The following is a 17,191-nucleotide window of genomic DNA, read 5'->3' on the forward strand; positions in this document are numbered from 1 at the left end:
ACTTAACGGGTTTGCGGCCCCTAGCGTACGATAGTATCGGGATATACTGGTGACAGATGGCGGCATTACATCATGATCGGTTCTTGTTCGACACTGAGGTAGCTGCAGTCGGTAAAGACAACGCCCTCGCGTTGTGAGAGGGCAAGGACTCCAATGCCGTCATATATCCCCCCAGCGGCCTGTTTGGCGGCCATTTTGAGCAACAGCTATGTATTGCCTATAATTTTGAGATGGATTTTATGAAATTCACCACGCTACAACAGATTTTCCTTTGTACTCAAGATCCTGAATAGGTTGAGCTAGCCGAAGTAAATATTTTTCCTCTTTGGGTAAGGTGAAGATATTATCCTCCTTGATCAAGCGCAAACGTCTTGTTGCAGGCGCATTGATTGGTTCAAGAAAGCCAATCTCTATTCCAGATTTGTTTTGAAGTTCATAAGTGTCGCGGTTGTCCAAGACACAATTAAGTGATGTTATTGATGCCGAGGCCGTGAGAGAATTTTTGTCTTCCCAAGTAATGCTTCCGATGAATCTGCATCTGCCTGCGGAAAAGACAAGGTCCTGATTTTTAGATTTTAACGGCGATGAGTTTGAAAGTGCAATGACGTTAGTGACGCCGTCCGGTGCATCTTCCTTCGTTAAGCTGGGGCGAGCAAAAGGAATCACTACTGCAAAATCAGCGCTTTCCGTAGTCGCGGTTGTACCTTCAATTTTTGCCTGATTAATCTTTTTTTCAATTAGATTGCTTCCAGGAATCAAGATAAAATTATCTCTATACTGCATTCCGAAATAAAATAGTACGGCGATCGAGGTCGCAGAAATGAAGAAGATTTTCCCGTATTGAGTTTGCTTGAATTTCCCTTCTGTATTAATGTACTGTTCGGTTTTTTTAACAAGATTTTCAAGTTCTTCTATTGAAAGGTTTCGTGCCATAGAAATCATGTCATCGACTGATATGATGTGTTTTTTTGGATCGAAATTAAATAAACCATCTGTCCTGAAGGGATATTTATTATCATTATATGTTTGCTTTTCCCCAAGAATAAAAAAATAAATTTCACTGTAATTTTTATAATATTCTTTTTCTATGAAATTAGATAAGGTTTCATCTATTTTTTTTCTGTCAGTCCTGATTGTAACTTGTGCGCAAACAGGAGGGGATTGCTCGTCATCATAAAGGTCAATGGTGTCATGATTGGGAGTTTTTAAATTGGAATTTCTAAATTTTCTATTTAATAATATATTTGCAATGTCTTGGCAGAGCGATTCTGATAAGACTGCTCGATTAAGTAGATTTTGCTTTGCATAGCGTCGAACGATATATGCGTGAAGCGAAATTCGATCTATGAATCTTTTTATTAATTCTTCTGGGGCGTACATTTTAATTGGTGTTGGTGTTGGTGGGATTGGGTGGTTGTTGTAAGGTTGGTATTTTTCAATGGCGTAAAAATGGATTGAAAATTTTTATTCAATGATTAAATTTTCTCAATGTATTATAAAATTTGCCATCGAGGATATCAAGAAGAATTTTGGACGTAAAAGGAGGTTATTTGTATGGAATAATTTTTTTTGAAAACATTTCAATTCAGAAGAGCGCAAGGAATTCAATCATGTCCACTCATGCAAATGTAGAACCATCATCTATTAAATCCATGTTCTTTGTTATGTTAATGTGTTGATCGTGCTTGATTGTTGAGGTCAACAATCATTGAGCAACCTGCTTCATTTAATCCGTTCATCCGGTATCTCCATCCCCCGTTTCTTTACATACTCGAGAAACAACCTTGCCCCCTTGGCCATGCGCGACGTGCCATACACGGCATGGATGCTGGGATCGAGCTCTTTTGACGACGTCAGCCGGTACGCCGTGCAGACGCGGCGTAGCGTTCCTGCAGCCACGGCCGGTTCCGCCAGCCAACTGGCCAGGCGCACGATGCCGGCGCCTTCCAGAGCGGCCTGGAAAGTGGCGATGCCGGAAGTGAAGCGGAAACGCGGCTGCACCTGGTAGCGCACATTGCGTTCGCCGGAGACGAAATGCCAGTCGCGCAGGATGCGCGGGGCTGAGTGCATGATGATGTCGTGGCCGGCCAGTTCTTCCGGTTCGTCGGGCGCGCCCATGCGTTGTATATAGTCGGGCGAGGCGTACATATAGCGGCGGTAGTTCCACAGGGGATAGCCGATCAGCTCGCTCGACTGGGGGAAGGCGCCGCGGATGGCGAAGTCCAGCTTTTCCTGGATGGGGTCGATCGATTTGTCCGAGAAATGGATGTCCACCGAGACGTTCGGATAATCGCGCGAAAATTGCGCCACCACCTTCGGCAAGAAGCCCAGCGACAGGATTTCCGGCGCCGAGAGCCGCACCCAGCCTTGCGGCGAGTTGCTCAATTCCGCCAATTGGTCTTCCGCCTCGGCCTGCGTTTCCAGCAAGTGCTTGGCCGACGCGTAATACGTCTCGCCGGCTGTCGTCAGGGTGAACTGCTTTTGCGTGCGCAAGATCAGCTCGGCGCCGATGGCGTCTTCGAGGAACTGGATGGCGCGCGTGACGGCGGACGGCGAGCGTCCCAGCATGCGTGCCGCGTGGATGAAGCTGCGCTTTTCCACCACGGTGCAGAAGGCGCGGATTTCCCACATCAGTTTCATCGACATCGCGCGACTCCCGGCAAAAGAGGCCAGTAGACCGCACGGGGCGCATTCCGTCAAGCGTTACGCCTGATTGCGTTTTCCGCAATTTGAAGTTGCATCCGGAAAAATCCACGACGCCTATACTGCCGCTGTCGCCCATTCCTCATTGCCTATCATGCTGACCATCTCACTGCTGTGTTTATTTGCCTTCTTTGCCGGCCTGATCGATGCCGCCGTGGGCGGGGGCGGGCTGATACAGCTGCCGGCCCTGTTCAACCTGATGCCGAACATGGCGTCGACTTCCTTGCTGGGCACGAATAAACTGGCGTCGGCCTGCGGCACCACGTTTGCCGCCCGCTCCTTTGTCGGCAAGGTGCACATTCCCTGGCTGCTGGTGCTGCCCGCCGTGGCCAGCGCCTTTGTCATGTCCTTCCTCGGCGCGGCCGCCGTATCGTATGTGCCGCAGCAGGTGGTGCGCCCGATGGTGCTGGTGTTGATCATCATCATGGCCATCTACACCTTCATCAAGAAGGATTTCGGCACGACGCGCGAAGCGCGCCCCATCGGCCCGCGCGAACGCATCCTCGCCATCGTCATCGGCGGCGCCATCGGCTTTTATGACGGCCTCTTCGGGCCGGGCACGGGCAGCTTTTTGATTTTCCTGTTCATTCGCGTCTTCGGCTTCGATTTCATCCTCGCCTCGGCCTGCTCGAAACTGGTGAATATCGCCACCAACGTGGCCGCGCTGGCTTTCTTCATTCCCGCTGGCCACGTGGTGTACGCAGTGGCCGCACCGATGGCTGTGTGCAACATCCTTGGCGCCCTGACGGGCACCTGGATCGCCGTGCGCCGCGGCGCCGCCTTCGTGCGCATCCTCTTCCTCGTGCTGCTGGTGCTGCTGATCTTCAAGTTGTCCTACGACATTTTCTTCAAGTAAGTTTTTAGACGACAACAAGCCATGAAAACCATCCAGGGCGTGCTGTGGGATAACGATGGCGTGCTGGTCAACACCGAGCAGCTGTTTTACGAAAGCAACCGCGACTTGCTCTTGCCCTACGGCATAGACCTGACGCCCAAGCAATTCTTTGACTGGTTCCTGGACAATAACTACGGCGCCTGGCATGTGCTGCTGGGGCAGGGCCACTCCATCGAACTGGTCGAGCGCCTGCGCGCCGAGCGCACCGTGCTGTTTGCGCAACGGCTGCGCCAGGCGCCTGGGCTGGCCATGCCCGGCATCGGGCAAGTGCTGGCGGCGCTGCGTCCGCATGTGGCCATGGGCGTGGTCACCAGCGCCTATGCACAGCATTTCCAGATCAGTCATGCGGCCACCGGCATGTTGCCGCACTTCGACTTCGTGCTGACGCGTGAAATGTATGGCGAAAGCAAGCCGGCGCCAGACGGCTACCAGCTGGGCTTGCAGCGCCTGGGCCTGTCCGCCGCCGACTGCGTGGCGGTGGAAGATTCGCCGCGCGGCTTGCGCGCCGCCAATGCGGCCGGGCTGGAATGCATCATCGTGCGCAATCACATGAACCGCGAGCATGCGTTTGACGACGCCTTTTGCGTGGTGGAATCCAGCGCCGAGCTGGGCGAAGTGCTGGCCTCGTTCGTGCCCGGCATGGCCCAGGCGCGGGGGCAATTAGAGGCCTTCCTCTGATACGGCTTGCCGGCATGCCATTACAATTGCCTATCGCATTCACCGGCACCATCCCACGATGACACTCCCGCAACTGCACTTTGCCCACGCCAACAGCTATCCTGCAGGCACCTACCGCAAGCTGTTCGGCCTGCTGGGCCAGCACTACAGCGTGCAGGCGCTCGACATGCATGCGCACGACCCGGATTATCCCGTCAGCACGGGCTGGCCCGAGCTGGTGCGCGAGTATATCGATGACCTGGAGCGCCGCTACAGCGCACCCGTGATCCTCGTCGGCCATTCGCTGGGCGGCATGCTCAGCGTGATGGTGGCCAAGCAGCGGCCCGACCTGGTGCGCTGCGTGGTCTTGCTCGATTCGCCCGTGGTGGCGGGCTGGCGCGCCTTGCTGGTGCGCCTGGCGCGCAATACGGCGCTGGGCGAGCGGTTTTCGCCGTCGCGCTTTTCCGCCCGGCGGCGCAAGCAGTGGCCCGATGCGCAAGCCGCGTATGCCCACTTTGCCGCCAAGGACATGTTCGCCATCTGGGCGCCGCAGGTGTTGCGCGACTACATCGACAGCGGCCTGGTTCCCCATCCGGACGGGGTGCAGCTACGCTTTACGCGCGAAGTGGAAACGGATGTCTACCGCAGCTTGCCGCATCACATCGGCGGCCTCGTCAAGGATGGTTTGCAGGTGCCCATCGGCTTTATCGGCGGCACGGAATCGGTGGAATGCCGCCAGGCGGGCTTGAAGGCCACGCGCAAGCTGGTCGGCAAGTTTTTCCGCCAGGTGCCGGGTGGCCATCTGTTTCCCATGGAAAACCCTGAACTGACGGCGCAAGTGGTGCGCGAGATGATCACTTCCTTGTTGGCGAAACAGTAGTCTGAGACCAACGATTTTCATCTTGCAAGGGCCAACAGTGGCGGATTTTCGCGTAAAATCCTGCCATTCGGGCCGTGCCTGCAGCAGGCGTGCGGCCCCCGCCATTCCGATATTCTAGAAAGATACCCCTGCGATGACGATTAAAAGCGATAAATGGATACGCCGCATGGCCGAATCAACGGGCATGATCGAGCCGTTCGAACCGGGCCAGGTCAAGGAGCGCGACGGTAACCGCATCGTATCCTACGGCACGTCCAGCTATGGCTATGACATCCGCTGCGCCGACGAGTTCAAGCTGTTTACCAACATCAATACCACCATCGTCGATCCCAAGGATTTTGACGCGAATAACTTCGTCGATGTGTCGGGCAAGGGCTATTGCATCATCCCGCCGAACTCGTTCGCGCTGGCCCGTACGGTCGAGTATTTCCGCATTCCCCGCAATGTATTGACGATTTGCCTGGGCAAGAGCACCTATGCGCGCTGCGGCATTATCGTCAACGTCACCCCGTTCGAACCGGAATGGGAAGGTTTCGTGACCCTGGAGTTTTCGAATACGACACCGTTGCCGGCGAAAATCTACGCCAACGAAGGCGTGGCGCAAGTGCTGTTCTTCGAATCCGATGAAGTGTGCGAAACCTCGTACAAGGACCGTGGCGGCAAATATCAGGGCCAGGTTGGCGTGACCCTGCCCAAGACCTGATTATTCTGAAAGGTGGGACGCCAGCTGTCTTTACCTGCCTTTACACCTGCCGCCCTACATCCACGCCCCATGCTTGCCGTTAACCTTGGTATTGAAACACTGAGGAGGCATCATGGTAGCGGCAATCGGTTCAGGCGGCGCAGTCAGCGCGGCCAGTAGCGCCAGTTCGGGCAGCAGTTCGCAGATCGCGGCGCTGCAAAAGCAGATCACGGCGACGCAAAAAGAATTGACGGAATCGCAAAAGGGCGAGCAGACGGAGGCGTCGCAAAAGCTGCAACAGCAGCTGGCACAGCAAATCCAGGCCTTGCAGGCGCAAATTGCGCAACTGCAAGCAGCGGCGGCGCAACAGGCGGCGCAGCAAGCTTCTCAGACGGCCAGTAGCGCCGATACGGCGACGAGTCCGGCCAAATCCGTCTCGTCGACCCTGGGCAGCATCATCGATACGCAGGCGTAACAGCACATCCGTGTATCAAAACGCCAGGCTCGCCGACAGGTCAGCCTGGCGTTTTGACGGGCAGCAGCATTTCCACGCACAGCCCGCCACCACTGCGCAAGCTGGCCCCGATGCGGCCCCCATGGGCGCTGATGACGTGCTGGGCGATGGCCAGGCCCAGGCCATGGCCGTCCGTGCTGTGCTGGGTATGACTGGCGCGGAAGAACGGTTCAAAAATGCGGGCCAGGTCGGCGCTGGCCACGCCGGGGCCCCGGTCCAGCACGGCGATGCGCAGCAGATCCTGCTTGCCGTCATGCAGGCGCGACAAATTCACTTCCACCGTGCCGCCGTCGGGGCTGTGCTTGACGGCATTGCGCACCACGTTTTCCACGGCGCGCGCCAGCAGTTCCGGCCGACCCGTGACAGCGGCGTCGGCGATGGCCGCTTCGCCCGCCAGGGCGATGCCGACCTGGCGCGCCTTCGCTTCGTAGCGGGCGTCTTCCATCATGTCGTGCAACAGGTCGGCGATGTCGACGTCTTCGCTGAGGGGAGAGGCGGCGCCCGCTTCCAGCCGCGACAGGGTCAGCAGCTCGCCGATCAGCTTATCCATGCGTTCGCTTTCGCGTTCGATGCGCTGCATCGAGGCATCCATCTTGTCCGGCTGCTGGTGCGCCAGGCCGATGGCCGCTTGCAAGCGCGCCAGCGGCGAGCGCAGTTCGTGCGACACATCATGCAGCAAGCGCGTCTGGCTTTCCATGAGGCTGCGCAAACGGCCCGTCATGCGGTCGAAATCACGGCCCAGGTCCGTCAATTCATCGCCGCGCTTGCCGCTGGCGTGAAAGCGCGGCGCCAGGTCGCCATGCGAGGCGGCTTCGAACGCTTGCCGCAGGTCGCGGATGGGACGCGCAAAATACCAGGCCAGCAAGAAGGAGAACAGCAGGCTGGCGGCGATGGCGGCGGCCAGGGGAATGAAGGTGCGGTAGGGGCTGTCCATGCGCGGGCCCGGCGGCATGCCGCGGCCGAAGTCGCCGCGTGGCGGCGGGGCGCCCGCTTCGCTGGGCCGTGGACCGGCTCCCATGCCGTGCGGGCCGCTCAGAGTGACGGCGTTGAGCGTGTCGCGTGCGGCGCCCGCCTCGCCAGTGCGAAAGCGCTCGGACGAGGGCAGAAACAGCAGGTAGCGCACGCCATCGCGGCTGATCACCTCGCGCACCACGGCATGGGGCGCGCCTTGCGCCAGCAGCGCGCGCGCCTTGTGGAGTATGGCCGGATGGACCCTGCGGCCCATCAGTTCTTGCCCTTTGGCATCTACGGCAAACACGCGCATGCGTTCGAGCTTGCCCAGGAATTGCCGCAAGGCCTGGCTGCCGCCCGCTTCCACGGTGGCGCTGGCGGCCTCGATGATCATTTGCGCGGGCGGACTGGTGTCGATGTCGAGGGCCCGTTCCTGCTGTGCCGCCCGGTTTTTCAGCCAGAAAGTGCCGCCGATGCCGATGGTGGCCGTTACCTGCGCCAGCATGATGCACAGAAAAAACTTCCAGAACAAACGGCCCACGCTTACTCCTTGATCAGCTGGTAGCCGAGACGGTAGACGGTCTGCAGGCAGGAGCGGCCGTCGGCCAGGCTGCCCAGCTTGCGGCGCAGGCTGCTCAAGTGCACGTCGATATTGCGGTCGAAGCGCGCCATGGGCCGGCCCAGGCCCAGTTCGGACAATTGATTCTTGCTCACGGGCTTGCCCGCATGGCGTACCAGCACTTCCAGCAGATTGAATTCCGTGCTCGTCAGCTCCAGGTGCGCACCGGCCCAGGCAACGCGGCGCTGTTCCGGCCACATCGTCAGTTGCCCAACGGCCAGCGGCGCCAGGCCCGAGCTGTCGTGCGGCGCCGCTTGCGAACGGCGCAAGATGGCGCGGATGCGCGCCGTCAGCTCGCGCGGCGTGCACGGCTTGGTCACGTAATCGTCGGCGCCCAGCTCCAGGCCGACGATGCGGTCCGTGTCGTCGCCGCGCGCCGTCAGCATCAGGATGGGCAGGTTGCTGCCGGCGCGGATGCGGCGCAGGGTTTCCAGGCCATTCATGCGCGGCATCATGACGTCGAGGACGGCGATGGCGTACAGGCCCGTCAGCGCTTCGGCTGCGCCGCTTTCGCCGTCATGCACGGCGCGGGCGTCAAAACCTTCCTGCGTCAGGTATTCCTGGAACATGCCGACCAGTTCCACGTCGTCATCGATTAACAAAACCTTGCTCATGCCTGTGCTTTTTTCGGGTGAATATCGCCCGATGATAGCAGTCAAAAGGGGCGCTTCAGGGCGGTTTTACCCGCTTTTACATACGTCTGCTTACATTTGCGCCGCTTCTTTTACACGCTTTTACGCCACCCTAACGTTGCTTTACACGCCAGACGCCGACAATCAGGGCTGATCGCCACGAAAGGAAAGCCCGATGAAACACCTGAGTATTGCCGTCTCCCTGTTGCTGCTGTCCGCCTGCAGCATGCCGCTGCTGGCACTGGCCCAGCAAGAATCTGCGCCGGACGGCCCGCTAGCGCGCGCCATGCCGGGGCCGCTGCCCGGCTTGCCGCCGTTTCTGCATGGCGTCGAGTTGAGCGAGGCGCAGCAGGATAAGGTCTTCGCCGCCACCTACGCCCAGGCACCCTTGCTGCGGGAACAGGAAAAGATCGCTTTCAAGGCCCATGCGCAGCTGCGCGAGCTGGCCGGGTCCAGCGCCTACGACGATGCGAAGGCTGGCGCGCTGGCGAATACGGCGGCGCAAGCCATGGCGAAGATCAGCTTGCTGCATGCGCGGCTGGAGCAGCAATTGCTGGCCGTGCTGACGCCGGAACAGCGCAAGCAAGCGCAGCAGCGGCGCGACAGCCGCCCCGGCCCGCGCCGTCCCCAATTACCCACAGGAGAGTGACCGTGAGCATCAGTGCCTTGAGTTCTAGCAGCGCGGCTACCCAGCTGAGCGCGCTAAGCCGCCTGAACGGCAGTAGCAGCAGCGGCAGTACCAGTAGTGCCGGCAGCGTGGGCGGCACGCGGCCGCAAAAGCCCGACGATGGCGCGTTTCTCGACGCCATTACCAGCGCCCTGTCATCGATCGGCGTGTCAGTGGACGCCAGCGATGGCGACAGCGCTACGGACAGCGCCGGCAGCAGCGCCACCAGCAGCGACGTGGGCCAGGCGCTGGGCGCCTTCCTGCACCAGCTGATGGGCAGCCTGCATGCGCAGAGCGGTGGGAGTGCCGGCGGGCAAGAGGAGGGTGGCGAACCGCCTTCGGGAGCGCCGCCCGGCGGTGGCGCGCGCGCTGGCGGTCCCGGCAATATTGAGTCGGACTTGCAAAGCCTGCTGCAAAAACTGTCCGCGTCCGGCAGCGACAGTGGCGACAGCACGGACAGCAGCGTGACGGACTTGCAGTCCAGCTTTGCCAGCCTGCTCAGTGCGCTGGGCGGCGATGAGGGCAGCACCAGCAGTACTAGCAAACTGGGCAGTTTCTTGCAGGCGCTGTCGGGCAGCCTGGGCGCGGCGCATGCGGGCGCCAGCCTGTCCGCCAGCGGCAACCTGGTCAATACAACGGCCTGAAGCATGGAACGCAAGCTCGCCCTGGCTGCCAGGAAGGCGCTTTCGCCACGGGCCACACACATCCTGTTCCTGTGCGCCAGCCTGAACCCCGCCTTGGCGGGCTTGCCCCATTTGTTGGAGTATGTATGGAATTACATGATCACGGTCTGGCATCCGACCTCGAAATGATGCGGCAGGCGGCCGAGCGGCGGCAAGTCCTGCGCTGGCTGCTGGCCGGCACCGCCACCTTGCCTTTGATGAGCTGCGGCGGCGGTGCGGACGCCGGCAGTAGCGCCGCGAGCAGCGGCGCTGGCACTGGCTCGGTGATGACGCCCACCACGGGCGCCTGCACGGTGATGCCCGAGGAAACGGGCGGGCCGTATCCGGCCGACGGCACGAACACGCATGGCGGCAGCATCATCAACGTGCTGAAGCAGTCGGGCGTGGTGCGCAGCGATATCCGCGCCAGTTTTAACGGCGCCACGGGTGTGGCGGAGGGCGTGCCATTGAGCATCAAGTTGCAGTTGCTCAACGCCAGCGGCAGCTGCGCCAGCCTGGCCGGCTACGCCGTGTATTTATGGCATTGCGACCGCGCAGGCCTGTATTCGCTGTATTCGGGCGGCGTGACGTCGCAGAATTACTTGCGCGGGGTGCAGGAAACGGACAGCGCCGGCAACCTGGTCTTCACGACCATCTTTCCCGGCTGCTACGCGGGGCGCATGCCGCACGTGCATGTCGAGGTCTATCCCAGCCTGGCCAAGGCGGCCTCTGCCTCGAACCGCCTCAAGACGTCGCAGTTCACCTTCCCGATGGCAACCTTGAACGAAGCCTACACGGCCAGCGGCTACACGGCCAGCGTGCGCAACCTGGCGCAGATCAGCTATGCCACCGATGATGTCTTCAGCGACGGCTGCAGCCTGCAGATGGCCACGGTGACGGGCAATGCCACGCAGGGCTATGTCGTCACCCTGAGCATCGCCGTGAACGGTTAAGTGACTGTCATGAAACCCAGGTCGCGCCGGCTGAAGTTGCCGATGTTCGGGAACACCTCGGTCAGCTGGCTGTCGGCCACGCCGAACCACTTGGCCAGGGTGGCGCCGTACTGGTCGACGGAGGTGGTCGGCAGCAGGGCGCCGGAACCCACGTCCAGCGCATGGCCCAGGCCCGTGGTGGGGAAGGCGCCGTAGATGTCGCCCCCTTTCACGGCGCCGCCCACGATAAAGTGGTGCGCGCCCCAGCCGTGATCCGTGCCGTCGCCGTTGCTGCTGAAGGTGCGGCCGAAGTCCGAGGCCGTGAAGGTCGTCACCTGGCGCCGCACATCCGCACCCTGCAGGGCCGCCAGGCTGGCGTCGAAATACGCCAGCGCGTGCGCCAGGCGCGCCATCAGGTCGCCATGCAGCTCCTTCTGGCGGTCATGCGTGTCGAAACTGCCCAAGGTCACATAAAACACTTGCCGTTTCGCCCCCAGGGCGCCGCGCCCGCCGATGATGCGCGCCACGGTTTGCAATTGCACGGCCAGCTGGTTGACGCCGGACGCGCCCGTGTTCGGGTTGATGTAGGGCGGCGGATTCGGCACGCCGCCCGCGCCGGCCGGCAGCATGGCGCCGCTCAGTACGCCCTGGCTGGAAATGGCGCGCTGCACCGTCGCCACGTGTTCCTGCTCCATCAGGTCGTCGCCCGCCGTGCTGATGATGTCGCGCAAGGCGGTCTCGCCCTCGGTGGTGCCGAACAGATAGCCGCTGCCGATATTGCGGATCGGTACGGCGCCCGCCTTGCCCACCTGGAACTGGCGCACCTGCCGCCCGCTGAGGAACAGCGCGTTCGACGCGGCCGAGATGGCCGTAAACGTGGCATAGCCGTTGCCCGTGCCGAGCAGGTCACCCAGGCGTCCGCCCCAGCCCACGCTGGCGCCTTCCGGCAAGCCCGATTGCCAGGTCGATTGCTGGTCGTTATGTGAAAACAGTTTCGGCGGCAGCGCCACATTGCCCGCCTTGTATTGCGCCAGGGTCACAGGCTGGATCAGGGTGCCCACATTGGCAAGGATGGCGGCGCGGCCGCCGTCGAACAGGTCTTTCACGGGGGCGAGGGCGGGATGCAGGGCAAAGCTGCGGCCTGCCTGCGCCGTGGCGGGCACGATCGGCAGCACGCCGCCCGTTTCGCCCACGCCGGGCAGGTGGATCGAATCGTTGCCGCCCGTGTTGCGTAACCGCGAGTATTCACTCCAGGATGGCGTATCGGTGGCCAGCACCGTGTTGAAGGTATCGTTGCCGCCGGCCATGAACAGGCACACGAGAGCCTTGTAGTCGTCGGCGGACTGGGCTGCCGCCTGGCCCATGGCGGCCAGGTTGAGGGCGAATGGCGCAGCCGTGCTGCCGGCCAGGCCCAGCATGGAACCGAGGAAGCGCCGGCGCGAGAAGTGGGAGGTGATAGTCATGCAGCTTCCTTATTTTTGAACCAGGTATTCAGGCGAGGCCATGGCCAGGAAAATGGCCAGGTGCACGCGGTTGGTTTTCGCCGTCGTCACTTGCGCGGCATTGCTGCCGCTGGCGGCGGGAATCGCGATGCTGGTGATGGCCGAGAGGATTTTGCTGCGCAGCCGGGACGACATATAGCCCGACATCAGCAGCAAGTTGACACGCTCCAGCAAGGCGGCAGGCTGCTCGGCCAGGGCCAGTTCGGCCGAGTAGTCGGCCCGCACGGCACGGCTTTCCGCCACGCCGCCGCTGATGGCATCCTGCATGAAGTTCAGGTAACCGGTGACGGACGGCTCAGAGGTGATCTGCATTTCCGGCGCCACCAGGCCCGCCGTCGCCAGCGCGGAATTGGGCGGCACGTAGGAGGGACGGAAGTAGTTGAAGACGGACGGCGCGTTCATGGGGTTCTGGCCCAGTCCCGAGAGCGGATCGCTGAGGTAATAGATGCGGTACTGCAAAGCAGCATCCTTGGCGTTAAACGCGCGCATCCAGTTGCCCAAACGCACCAGCGGTTCGCGCAGTTTGCCCGTGCGCAGGGTGCTGCCGGCTGGCGCCAGCGCCTCGGGGTCCAGCAGCACGGCGCGGATCACGGCCGGCATGTCGCCGCGCACGCCCGCACCATTGTTGGCAAAGGCGGCCGCGACCCGGCCCACATAGGCCGGGCTGGGATTGCTGGTGACCAGGCGCTGGATCAGCTGGCGGCCAAAGAAAGGGCCAACGTTCGGATGCTTGAACAGGGTGTCGAGGGCCAGTGCCATGTCCGCTTCGCCGCCGCCGGCGCCGGCCGCGCTCACGCCGAGAAAGCGTTTTTCGCTGGTGGAGTGAAACGCCGCATAGTTCTGCATCGGTTTCCAGTCGCGGTCCGGATCGGCCAGACTGCCAAAAAAACGCTTCGCGTCCTGGTCCGGGCCGGCCCAGCTCCAGCCCGTAAACACTTTCGCCAGGCCGCTCACATCGTCGCGCGTGTAGGTGTCGATGGGTTTGCCACCGGACAGTTTCAATGAACCATCCGCGTTCAGCTGGTACAGGCCGATGGTAAATAACTGCATGACTTCGCGCGCGAAATTTTCGTCGGGTGTGCGCGTGGCCGATTCCTTCTGGTTGCGCAGGTGCGACAGGTACAGCCCCATCATCGGGTGCGTGGCCATACCCTGCAGCAGGGTGCGGAAGTTGCCGAACGCCTGTTGTCCCAGCATATCGTAGTAACTGGCGAGGCCCCGCGTTTGCGGCCCTACGGCCGCGTTTTGCGTGGAGACGACGAAGATTTCAGACAGGGCAAAGGCCACGCGCTGGCGCAACTGGTCGTCGCCGCGCACGGCTTGCTGCCAGAACGACTCATAAAAATCGTTTGACACGGCCTTGGTGGCCGCCGCGCCTGCAGCCGGATACTTGGCTTCGATATATTTCCGGTGCAAGGTTTGCGGCTTGGAAAACTGCGCGCGGAACCAGGCATCGCTATCGCTGGCGGTCAGGGCCTCGATGGCCGCCATGTCCGGTCCGAACGTGGCGCGGCCCAGGAAGCGCGACGCTTCCTGGCGCGTGAAGGTGGTCGTCTGTTTGGCCGGCGGCGTGGTCAGGGGCGGCGGTGGAATAGTTTCGCCCGGCGTGGTGCCGGGGGCGGTGGTCGCCGGCGGCACGACCGAAACGTCCGGGGTCTGGGGCGCGCCGGTCTTGCTGTCGCTGCCACCGCCACCACCGCAGGCGGATAGCAGGCTGAGCAATGTGATGGCCAGTAAGCGGCGCAAAGTAGGGTCAGTCATTTAGTTTCTTTCAGGCAATCAAAACATGGCCCGTTAATTGTAGGGCTTGCTTACCAGAATCTTCTTTCCAATTAGCTATTTGCATGTTGGCTACGTTTATTTTTAATGGGCGTTGGCGTGTCATTGAGAATTTTTTTGTCGAAGTAGCGCGAAGTTTGTTTTTTGAAAATGGAAAATATTTTTTACTGATTACGCGCACTGTGGCGGATAGGCGACGTAATCATTCCTGCCAATTAAGCTTGTTTGAAAGCTCATCTTGACAACGAAACTCGCTTCGCCGGAAACGATGGTTTTTACGCTATCGGCGAAACACCGTTCGCCGTGGCGTCCCGTTCTTCCCTCGCATATGGCTGGCATGGCCTTTGCGTCAGGGAGGCATGGGCTACCCGCCCGTCTTTCACCGGAGCCTGTCATGACCAGCCGCCTGCTCGCCTATCGTCCCGAAATGGAATTGCCTGATGCGCCGGCCATGCCGCCCCTGCAGCAGGAAGATGAGCTGGCCCTGGCGGCGCGTTTGCTGGAATTGCAGGGGCCGGCCCAGTTCGACGCTTTCCTGGCGCGCCAGCTGGGCGCCACCGTGGCGGGCCGGCAAGTGCGCGGCACGCCGCTGGAAGCGCCGCTGCGCCAGTTGCTGGGCAAGGTGGTGGCGCCCCTGCTGCCTCTGCATGGCGGTTCGCCGCAGGCGCTCAAGCGGCGCGCCGCCGGCATCTTCGGCATGGAACTGGAAGGATTGAGCCCGGAAGACAAGGAATTCGAACTGGCGCGCCAGGTCGTGCATCTGATCGATGCCGTCAACACGGAACTGGCGCGGGACGGCGGCATGGACGCGCGCCCGCCCGGCGCGCGGGTGGAAACTGCCTTGCTGCAGGTGGCGCGCAGCGTGGCGCCAGGCTTGCTCCGGCAGGCGGCGCAAACGTCGGGACGGGACGCTGGCCGCTGGCGCCGCGAGGGCGGGCACATCGTCGTGCTCGATTGTTGGCCGGATGGACAGGCTGTCCGGCAAGGTAATCCGAACTGAGGTGTCAACCGAGGTGTTAACTTTGAGGAGCTCATCATGCATGACATGGATCGTACGACCCTGGAATACGGACAGGAAATGTCCGGCTTTGAAGCGGAACAGTTCGAGTTTGGCCAGGGCGAGTGGAGCGGCGAGGGCGGCGCGAACGCCATGTTTTCCGAGGCCGAGGAAATGGAACTGGCGAATGAACTGTTGTCGGTGAGCAATGAAGCCGAGCTGGAACAATTTCTCGGCAATTTCCTGCGCAAGGCCGCCTCGGTGGCGGGCGGCATCATCAAGTCGCCCGTGGGACAAGCCATCGGCGGCGTGCTCAAGGGCGTGGCGAAGAAGGCGATTCCCCTGGCCGGCGGCGCCATCGGCGGCTATTTCGGCGGTCCGCTGGGGGCCAAGATTGGCAGCGGCCTGGCCTCGGCGGCCGGCAGTGCGCTGGGGCTGGAAGCGGAAGCGTCATCCAACGAGGACCGCGAATTCGAGGGCGCCAAGCAGTTCGTGCGCCTGGCGGCCGACACCGTCAACCGCGCCGCGCAAACGCGCGGCAATGGCGACCCGCGCGCCATCGCCCAGGCGGCGGCCAGCGCGGCGGCGCGCCAGTTCGCGCCCGGCCTGCTGGGCCGTCCCGGCGGCCAGGTCGCCACGCAGAACGGCAATGGCGCCGGTGCCATGGCGCAGGGCAGCGCGCGCGGCCAGGGCGGCATGCGCCCGGCCAGCGGGCGCTGGGCGCGCCAGGGCCATAAAATCGTCCTGTACGGCGTCTGACATCATGGCCATCGGCGCTTACGCTGCCTGGATGCTGGCGCAGGAGGCGCGCTCGCTGCTGACGCGGCTGGCGCGGCTGGAACCGTTCGCGCTGATCGAGCCGACGGTGCTGGCGGCGGCCCTGATGCCCAGTGCCCAGTCGGCCATCGAAAGCCAGCTGGTGCAGGGCCGACGCGCATTGCGGCGCATGGTGGACCAGTTCCAGTGGTGGCTGCGGCGCGAACACGCCGACGGCGCCAGCATGGCTACGGCCGCCGAGGCGCAGCGCCGCTTCACCTTCCTGCGCCTGAAATTCAATGCCGCGCTGACCCAGTTCGACCTGTTCAACGAAGTCATCACGCAGCGCAGCGAGCACAAGACGGGCGTGTGGCTGGCCGGCCTCGACATCGTTGCCGCCGACGCGCTGGCACTGCCCGGCAATGTGTACCAGGCGCCGCCCGTGATCTGCTACCTGGACCGGGGGCCGGGCGCCGCCATCCGCCGCGCACGCACGCGCCTGCCGGGCGGCGGCGACAATCCCGTGGCCATCATCCGTTTGCCGCGCGAACGCATGATTGGCAGCAGCATCGCCTCGTCGCTGGTGCACGAGGTGGGGCATCAGGGCGCGGCCCTGCTGGACCTGGTGGCGTCCCTGCGGCCCGTGCTGCAAGCGATGCAGCACGGCGGCAGCGGCCTGGTGCACGTGTGGCAGCTGTGGGAGCGGTGGATTTCCGAGATCGTGGCCGATTTCTGGTCGCTGGCGCGCGTCGGCGTGGCAGCCACCCTGGGCCTGATCGGCGTGGTCAGCCTGCCGCGCGTGTTTGTCTTCCGTCTCAATATCGATGATCCCCACCCGGTGCCATGGCTGCGGGTGCGCCTGAGCTGCGCCATGGGACGGGCCTTGTATCCGCATCCCCAATGGAGCCGGCTGGAGCAGCTGTGGCTGTCGTACTACCCGCTGGCGGGCCTGCCTCTGGGGCAGCAGCGACTACTGGAACAGTTGCAGGCCAGCATGGCGGCCCTGGTGGGCTTGCTGGTGCAGCACCGGCCGCCGGCCTTGCGCGGCGGCTCGCTGGTCGAAGCCATGGCCGTGCCCACACGCCAGCCGGCCATGCTGGCGCAGCTGTTTCGCAGCTGGACCCTGGCGCCGGCGCAGATGTACGAGGCGACGCCGACCCTGGTGTTCGCCGTGCTGGGCCAGGCGCGCGCCAGCGGCACCTTGAGCCCGGAAGACGAAAGCGAGCTGCTGGGACGCCTGCTGACCCACTGGGCCCTGCGCAGCACCCTGGACACGTCGGAGCTGTGCGCCGATGTCGTGCGGCATGGCCGCCAGTCCGGCAGGCCGCTGCCGCCCCTGGCATCGCGTTTGATTATCCATTGA

18 protein-coding genes are annotated in these 17,191 nt (G+C 62.1%); 12 read left to right on the top strand and 6 right to left on the bottom strand.

The window, feature by feature from the left end:
- Nucleotides 1-246 precede the first annotated feature (246 nt).
- Both ACP7EG_RS05795 and ACP7EG_RS05800 read right to left on the bottom strand, forming a co-directional pair.
- Nucleotides 247-1,380 carry an SMEK domain-containing protein gene (locus ACP7EG_RS05795; RefSeq protein WP_426086811.1) on the bottom strand — a complete coding sequence of 378 codons (1,134 nt, stop codon included), beginning with the start codon at nt 1,378-1,380 and terminating at the stop codon, nt 247-249.
- Nucleotides 1,381-1,722: 342 nt separating this feature from the next.
- On the bottom strand, nt 1,723-2,646 hold the full coding sequence (locus ACP7EG_RS05800; protein WP_426086812.1) for a LysR family transcriptional regulator: 924 nt from the start codon (nt 2,644-2,646) through the stop codon (nt 1,723-1,725).
- 151 nt (nt 2,647-2,797) lie between these two features.
- On the opposite strand from ACP7EG_RS05800, the gene ACP7EG_RS05805 reads away from it, so the two are divergent.
- The 5 genes from ACP7EG_RS05805 (at nt 2,798) to ACP7EG_RS05825 (ending at nt 6,292) form a co-directional block, all read left to right on the top strand.
- The gene (locus ACP7EG_RS05805) at nt 2,798-3,559 is read left to right on the top strand and encodes a sulfite exporter TauE/SafE family protein (protein WP_071076827.1); all 762 of its coding nucleotides are present in this window, start codon (nt 2,798-2,800) and stop codon (nt 3,557-3,559) included.
- A gap of 21 nt (nt 3,560-3,580) precedes the next feature.
- Nucleotides 3,581-4,276 carry an HAD family hydrolase gene (locus ACP7EG_RS05810; RefSeq protein ID WP_426086813.1) on the top strand — a complete coding sequence of 232 codons (696 nt, stop codon included), beginning with the start codon at nt 3,581-3,583 and terminating at the stop codon, nt 4,274-4,276.
- A 58-nt stretch (nt 4,277-4,334) separates the two neighbouring features.
- Nucleotides 4,335-5,135 carry an alpha/beta fold hydrolase gene (locus tag ACP7EG_RS05815; protein WP_426086814.1) on the top strand — a complete coding sequence of 267 codons (801 nt, stop codon included), beginning with the start codon at nt 4,335-4,337 and terminating at the stop codon, nt 5,133-5,135.
- Nucleotides 5,136-5,268: 133 nt separating this feature from the next.
- Nucleotides 5,269-5,838 carry a dCTP deaminase gene (dcd, locus tag ACP7EG_RS05820; RefSeq protein WP_071076830.1) on the top strand — a complete coding sequence of 190 codons (570 nt, stop codon included), beginning with the start codon at nt 5,269-5,271 and terminating at the stop codon, nt 5,836-5,838.
- Between the two features lie 112 nt (nt 5,839-5,950).
- Nucleotides 5,951-6,292 (top strand): FlxA-like family protein, encoded by a 342-nt coding sequence (locus tag ACP7EG_RS05825; protein ID WP_426086815.1) that lies wholly within the window; start codon nt 5,951-5,953, stop codon nt 6,290-6,292.
- 40 nt (nt 6,293-6,332) lie between these two features.
- On the opposite strand, the gene ACP7EG_RS05830 is transcribed toward ACP7EG_RS05825, so the two are convergent.
- Nucleotides 6,333-7,823, bottom strand: coding sequence for a HAMP domain-containing sensor histidine kinase (locus tag ACP7EG_RS05830; RefSeq protein WP_426086816.1), 1,491 nt, complete (start codon nt 7,821-7,823; stop codon nt 6,333-6,335).
- Nucleotides 7,824-7,825: 2 nt separating this feature from the next.
- Nucleotides 7,826-8,515 (bottom strand): response regulator transcription factor, encoded by a 690-nt coding sequence (locus ACP7EG_RS05835; RefSeq protein WP_071076833.1) that lies wholly within the window; start codon nt 8,513-8,515, stop codon nt 7,826-7,828.
- Between the two features lie 193 nt (nt 8,516-8,708).
- Here ACP7EG_RS05835 and ACP7EG_RS05840 point away from each other — a divergent pair, with 193 nt between their 5' ends.
- The 4 genes from ACP7EG_RS05840 to ACP7EG_RS05855 are packed head-to-tail and all read left to right on the top strand — an operon-like array spanning nt 8,709 to nt 10,815.
- On the top strand, nt 8,709-9,182 hold the full coding sequence (locus ACP7EG_RS05840; protein WP_426086817.1) for a Spy/CpxP family protein refolding chaperone: 474 nt from the start codon (nt 8,709-8,711) through the stop codon (nt 9,180-9,182).
- 2 nt (nt 9,183-9,184) lie between these two features.
- A complete protein-coding gene (locus ACP7EG_RS05845; RefSeq protein WP_426086818.1) occupies nt 9,185-9,844 on the top strand; it encodes a hypothetical protein in 660 nt (219 codons plus the stop codon).
- A gap of 3 nt (nt 9,845-9,847) precedes the next feature.
- Complete coding sequence (locus tag ACP7EG_RS05850; RefSeq protein WP_426086819.1) at nt 9,848-10,012, top strand: hypothetical protein; 165 nt, start codon at nt 9,848-9,850, stop codon at nt 10,010-10,012.
- Nucleotides 9,970-10,815 (top strand): intradiol ring-cleavage dioxygenase, encoded by an 846-nt coding sequence (locus ACP7EG_RS05855; protein ID WP_426086820.1) that lies wholly within the window; start codon nt 9,970-9,972, stop codon nt 10,813-10,815. Before ACP7EG_RS05850 ends, ACP7EG_RS05855 begins: the two co-directional genes overlap by 43 nt.
- Here the strand turns inward: ACP7EG_RS05855 and ACP7EG_RS05860 are convergent.
- Both ACP7EG_RS05860 and ACP7EG_RS05865 read right to left on the bottom strand, forming a co-directional pair.
- Complete coding sequence (locus ACP7EG_RS05860; RefSeq protein ID WP_426086821.1) at nt 10,812-12,257, bottom strand: DUF1501 domain-containing protein; 1,446 nt, start codon at nt 12,255-12,257, stop codon at nt 10,812-10,814. The genes ACP7EG_RS05855 and ACP7EG_RS05860 overlap by 4 nt on opposite strands.
- A 9-nt stretch (nt 12,258-12,266) precedes the next feature.
- Nucleotides 12,267-14,057, bottom strand: a complete 1,791-nt coding sequence (locus ACP7EG_RS05865; RefSeq protein WP_426086823.1) for a DUF1800 domain-containing protein — start codon at nt 14,055-14,057, stop codon at nt 12,267-12,269.
- Nucleotides 14,058-14,469: 412 nt separating this feature from the next.
- On the opposite strand from ACP7EG_RS05865, the gene ACP7EG_RS05870 reads away from it, so the two are divergent.
- The 3 genes from ACP7EG_RS05870 to ACP7EG_RS05880 all read left to right on the top strand — a co-directional run bounded on the left by ACP7EG_RS05870 (nt 14,470) and on the right by ACP7EG_RS05880 (nt 17,191).
- Nucleotides 14,470-15,075, top strand: a complete 606-nt coding sequence (locus ACP7EG_RS05870) for a hypothetical protein (protein WP_426086824.1) — start codon at nt 14,470-14,472, stop codon at nt 15,073-15,075.
- 36 nt (nt 15,076-15,111) lie between these two features.
- Entirely contained in the window at nt 15,112-15,831 is a 720-nt protein-coding gene (locus ACP7EG_RS05875; protein WP_426086825.1) for a hypothetical protein, read from the top strand.
- Between the two features lie 67 nt (nt 15,832-15,898).
- A complete protein-coding gene (locus tag ACP7EG_RS05880) occupies nt 15,899-17,191 on the top strand; it encodes a hypothetical protein (protein ID WP_426087143.1) in 1,293 nt (430 codons plus the stop codon).

The organism is Janthinobacterium sp. PSPC1-1, from assembly GCF_049897625.1.
In the GTDB taxonomy this organism is placed as follows: domain Bacteria; phylum Pseudomonadota; class Gammaproteobacteria; order Burkholderiales; family Burkholderiaceae_D; genus Janthinobacterium; species Janthinobacterium tructae.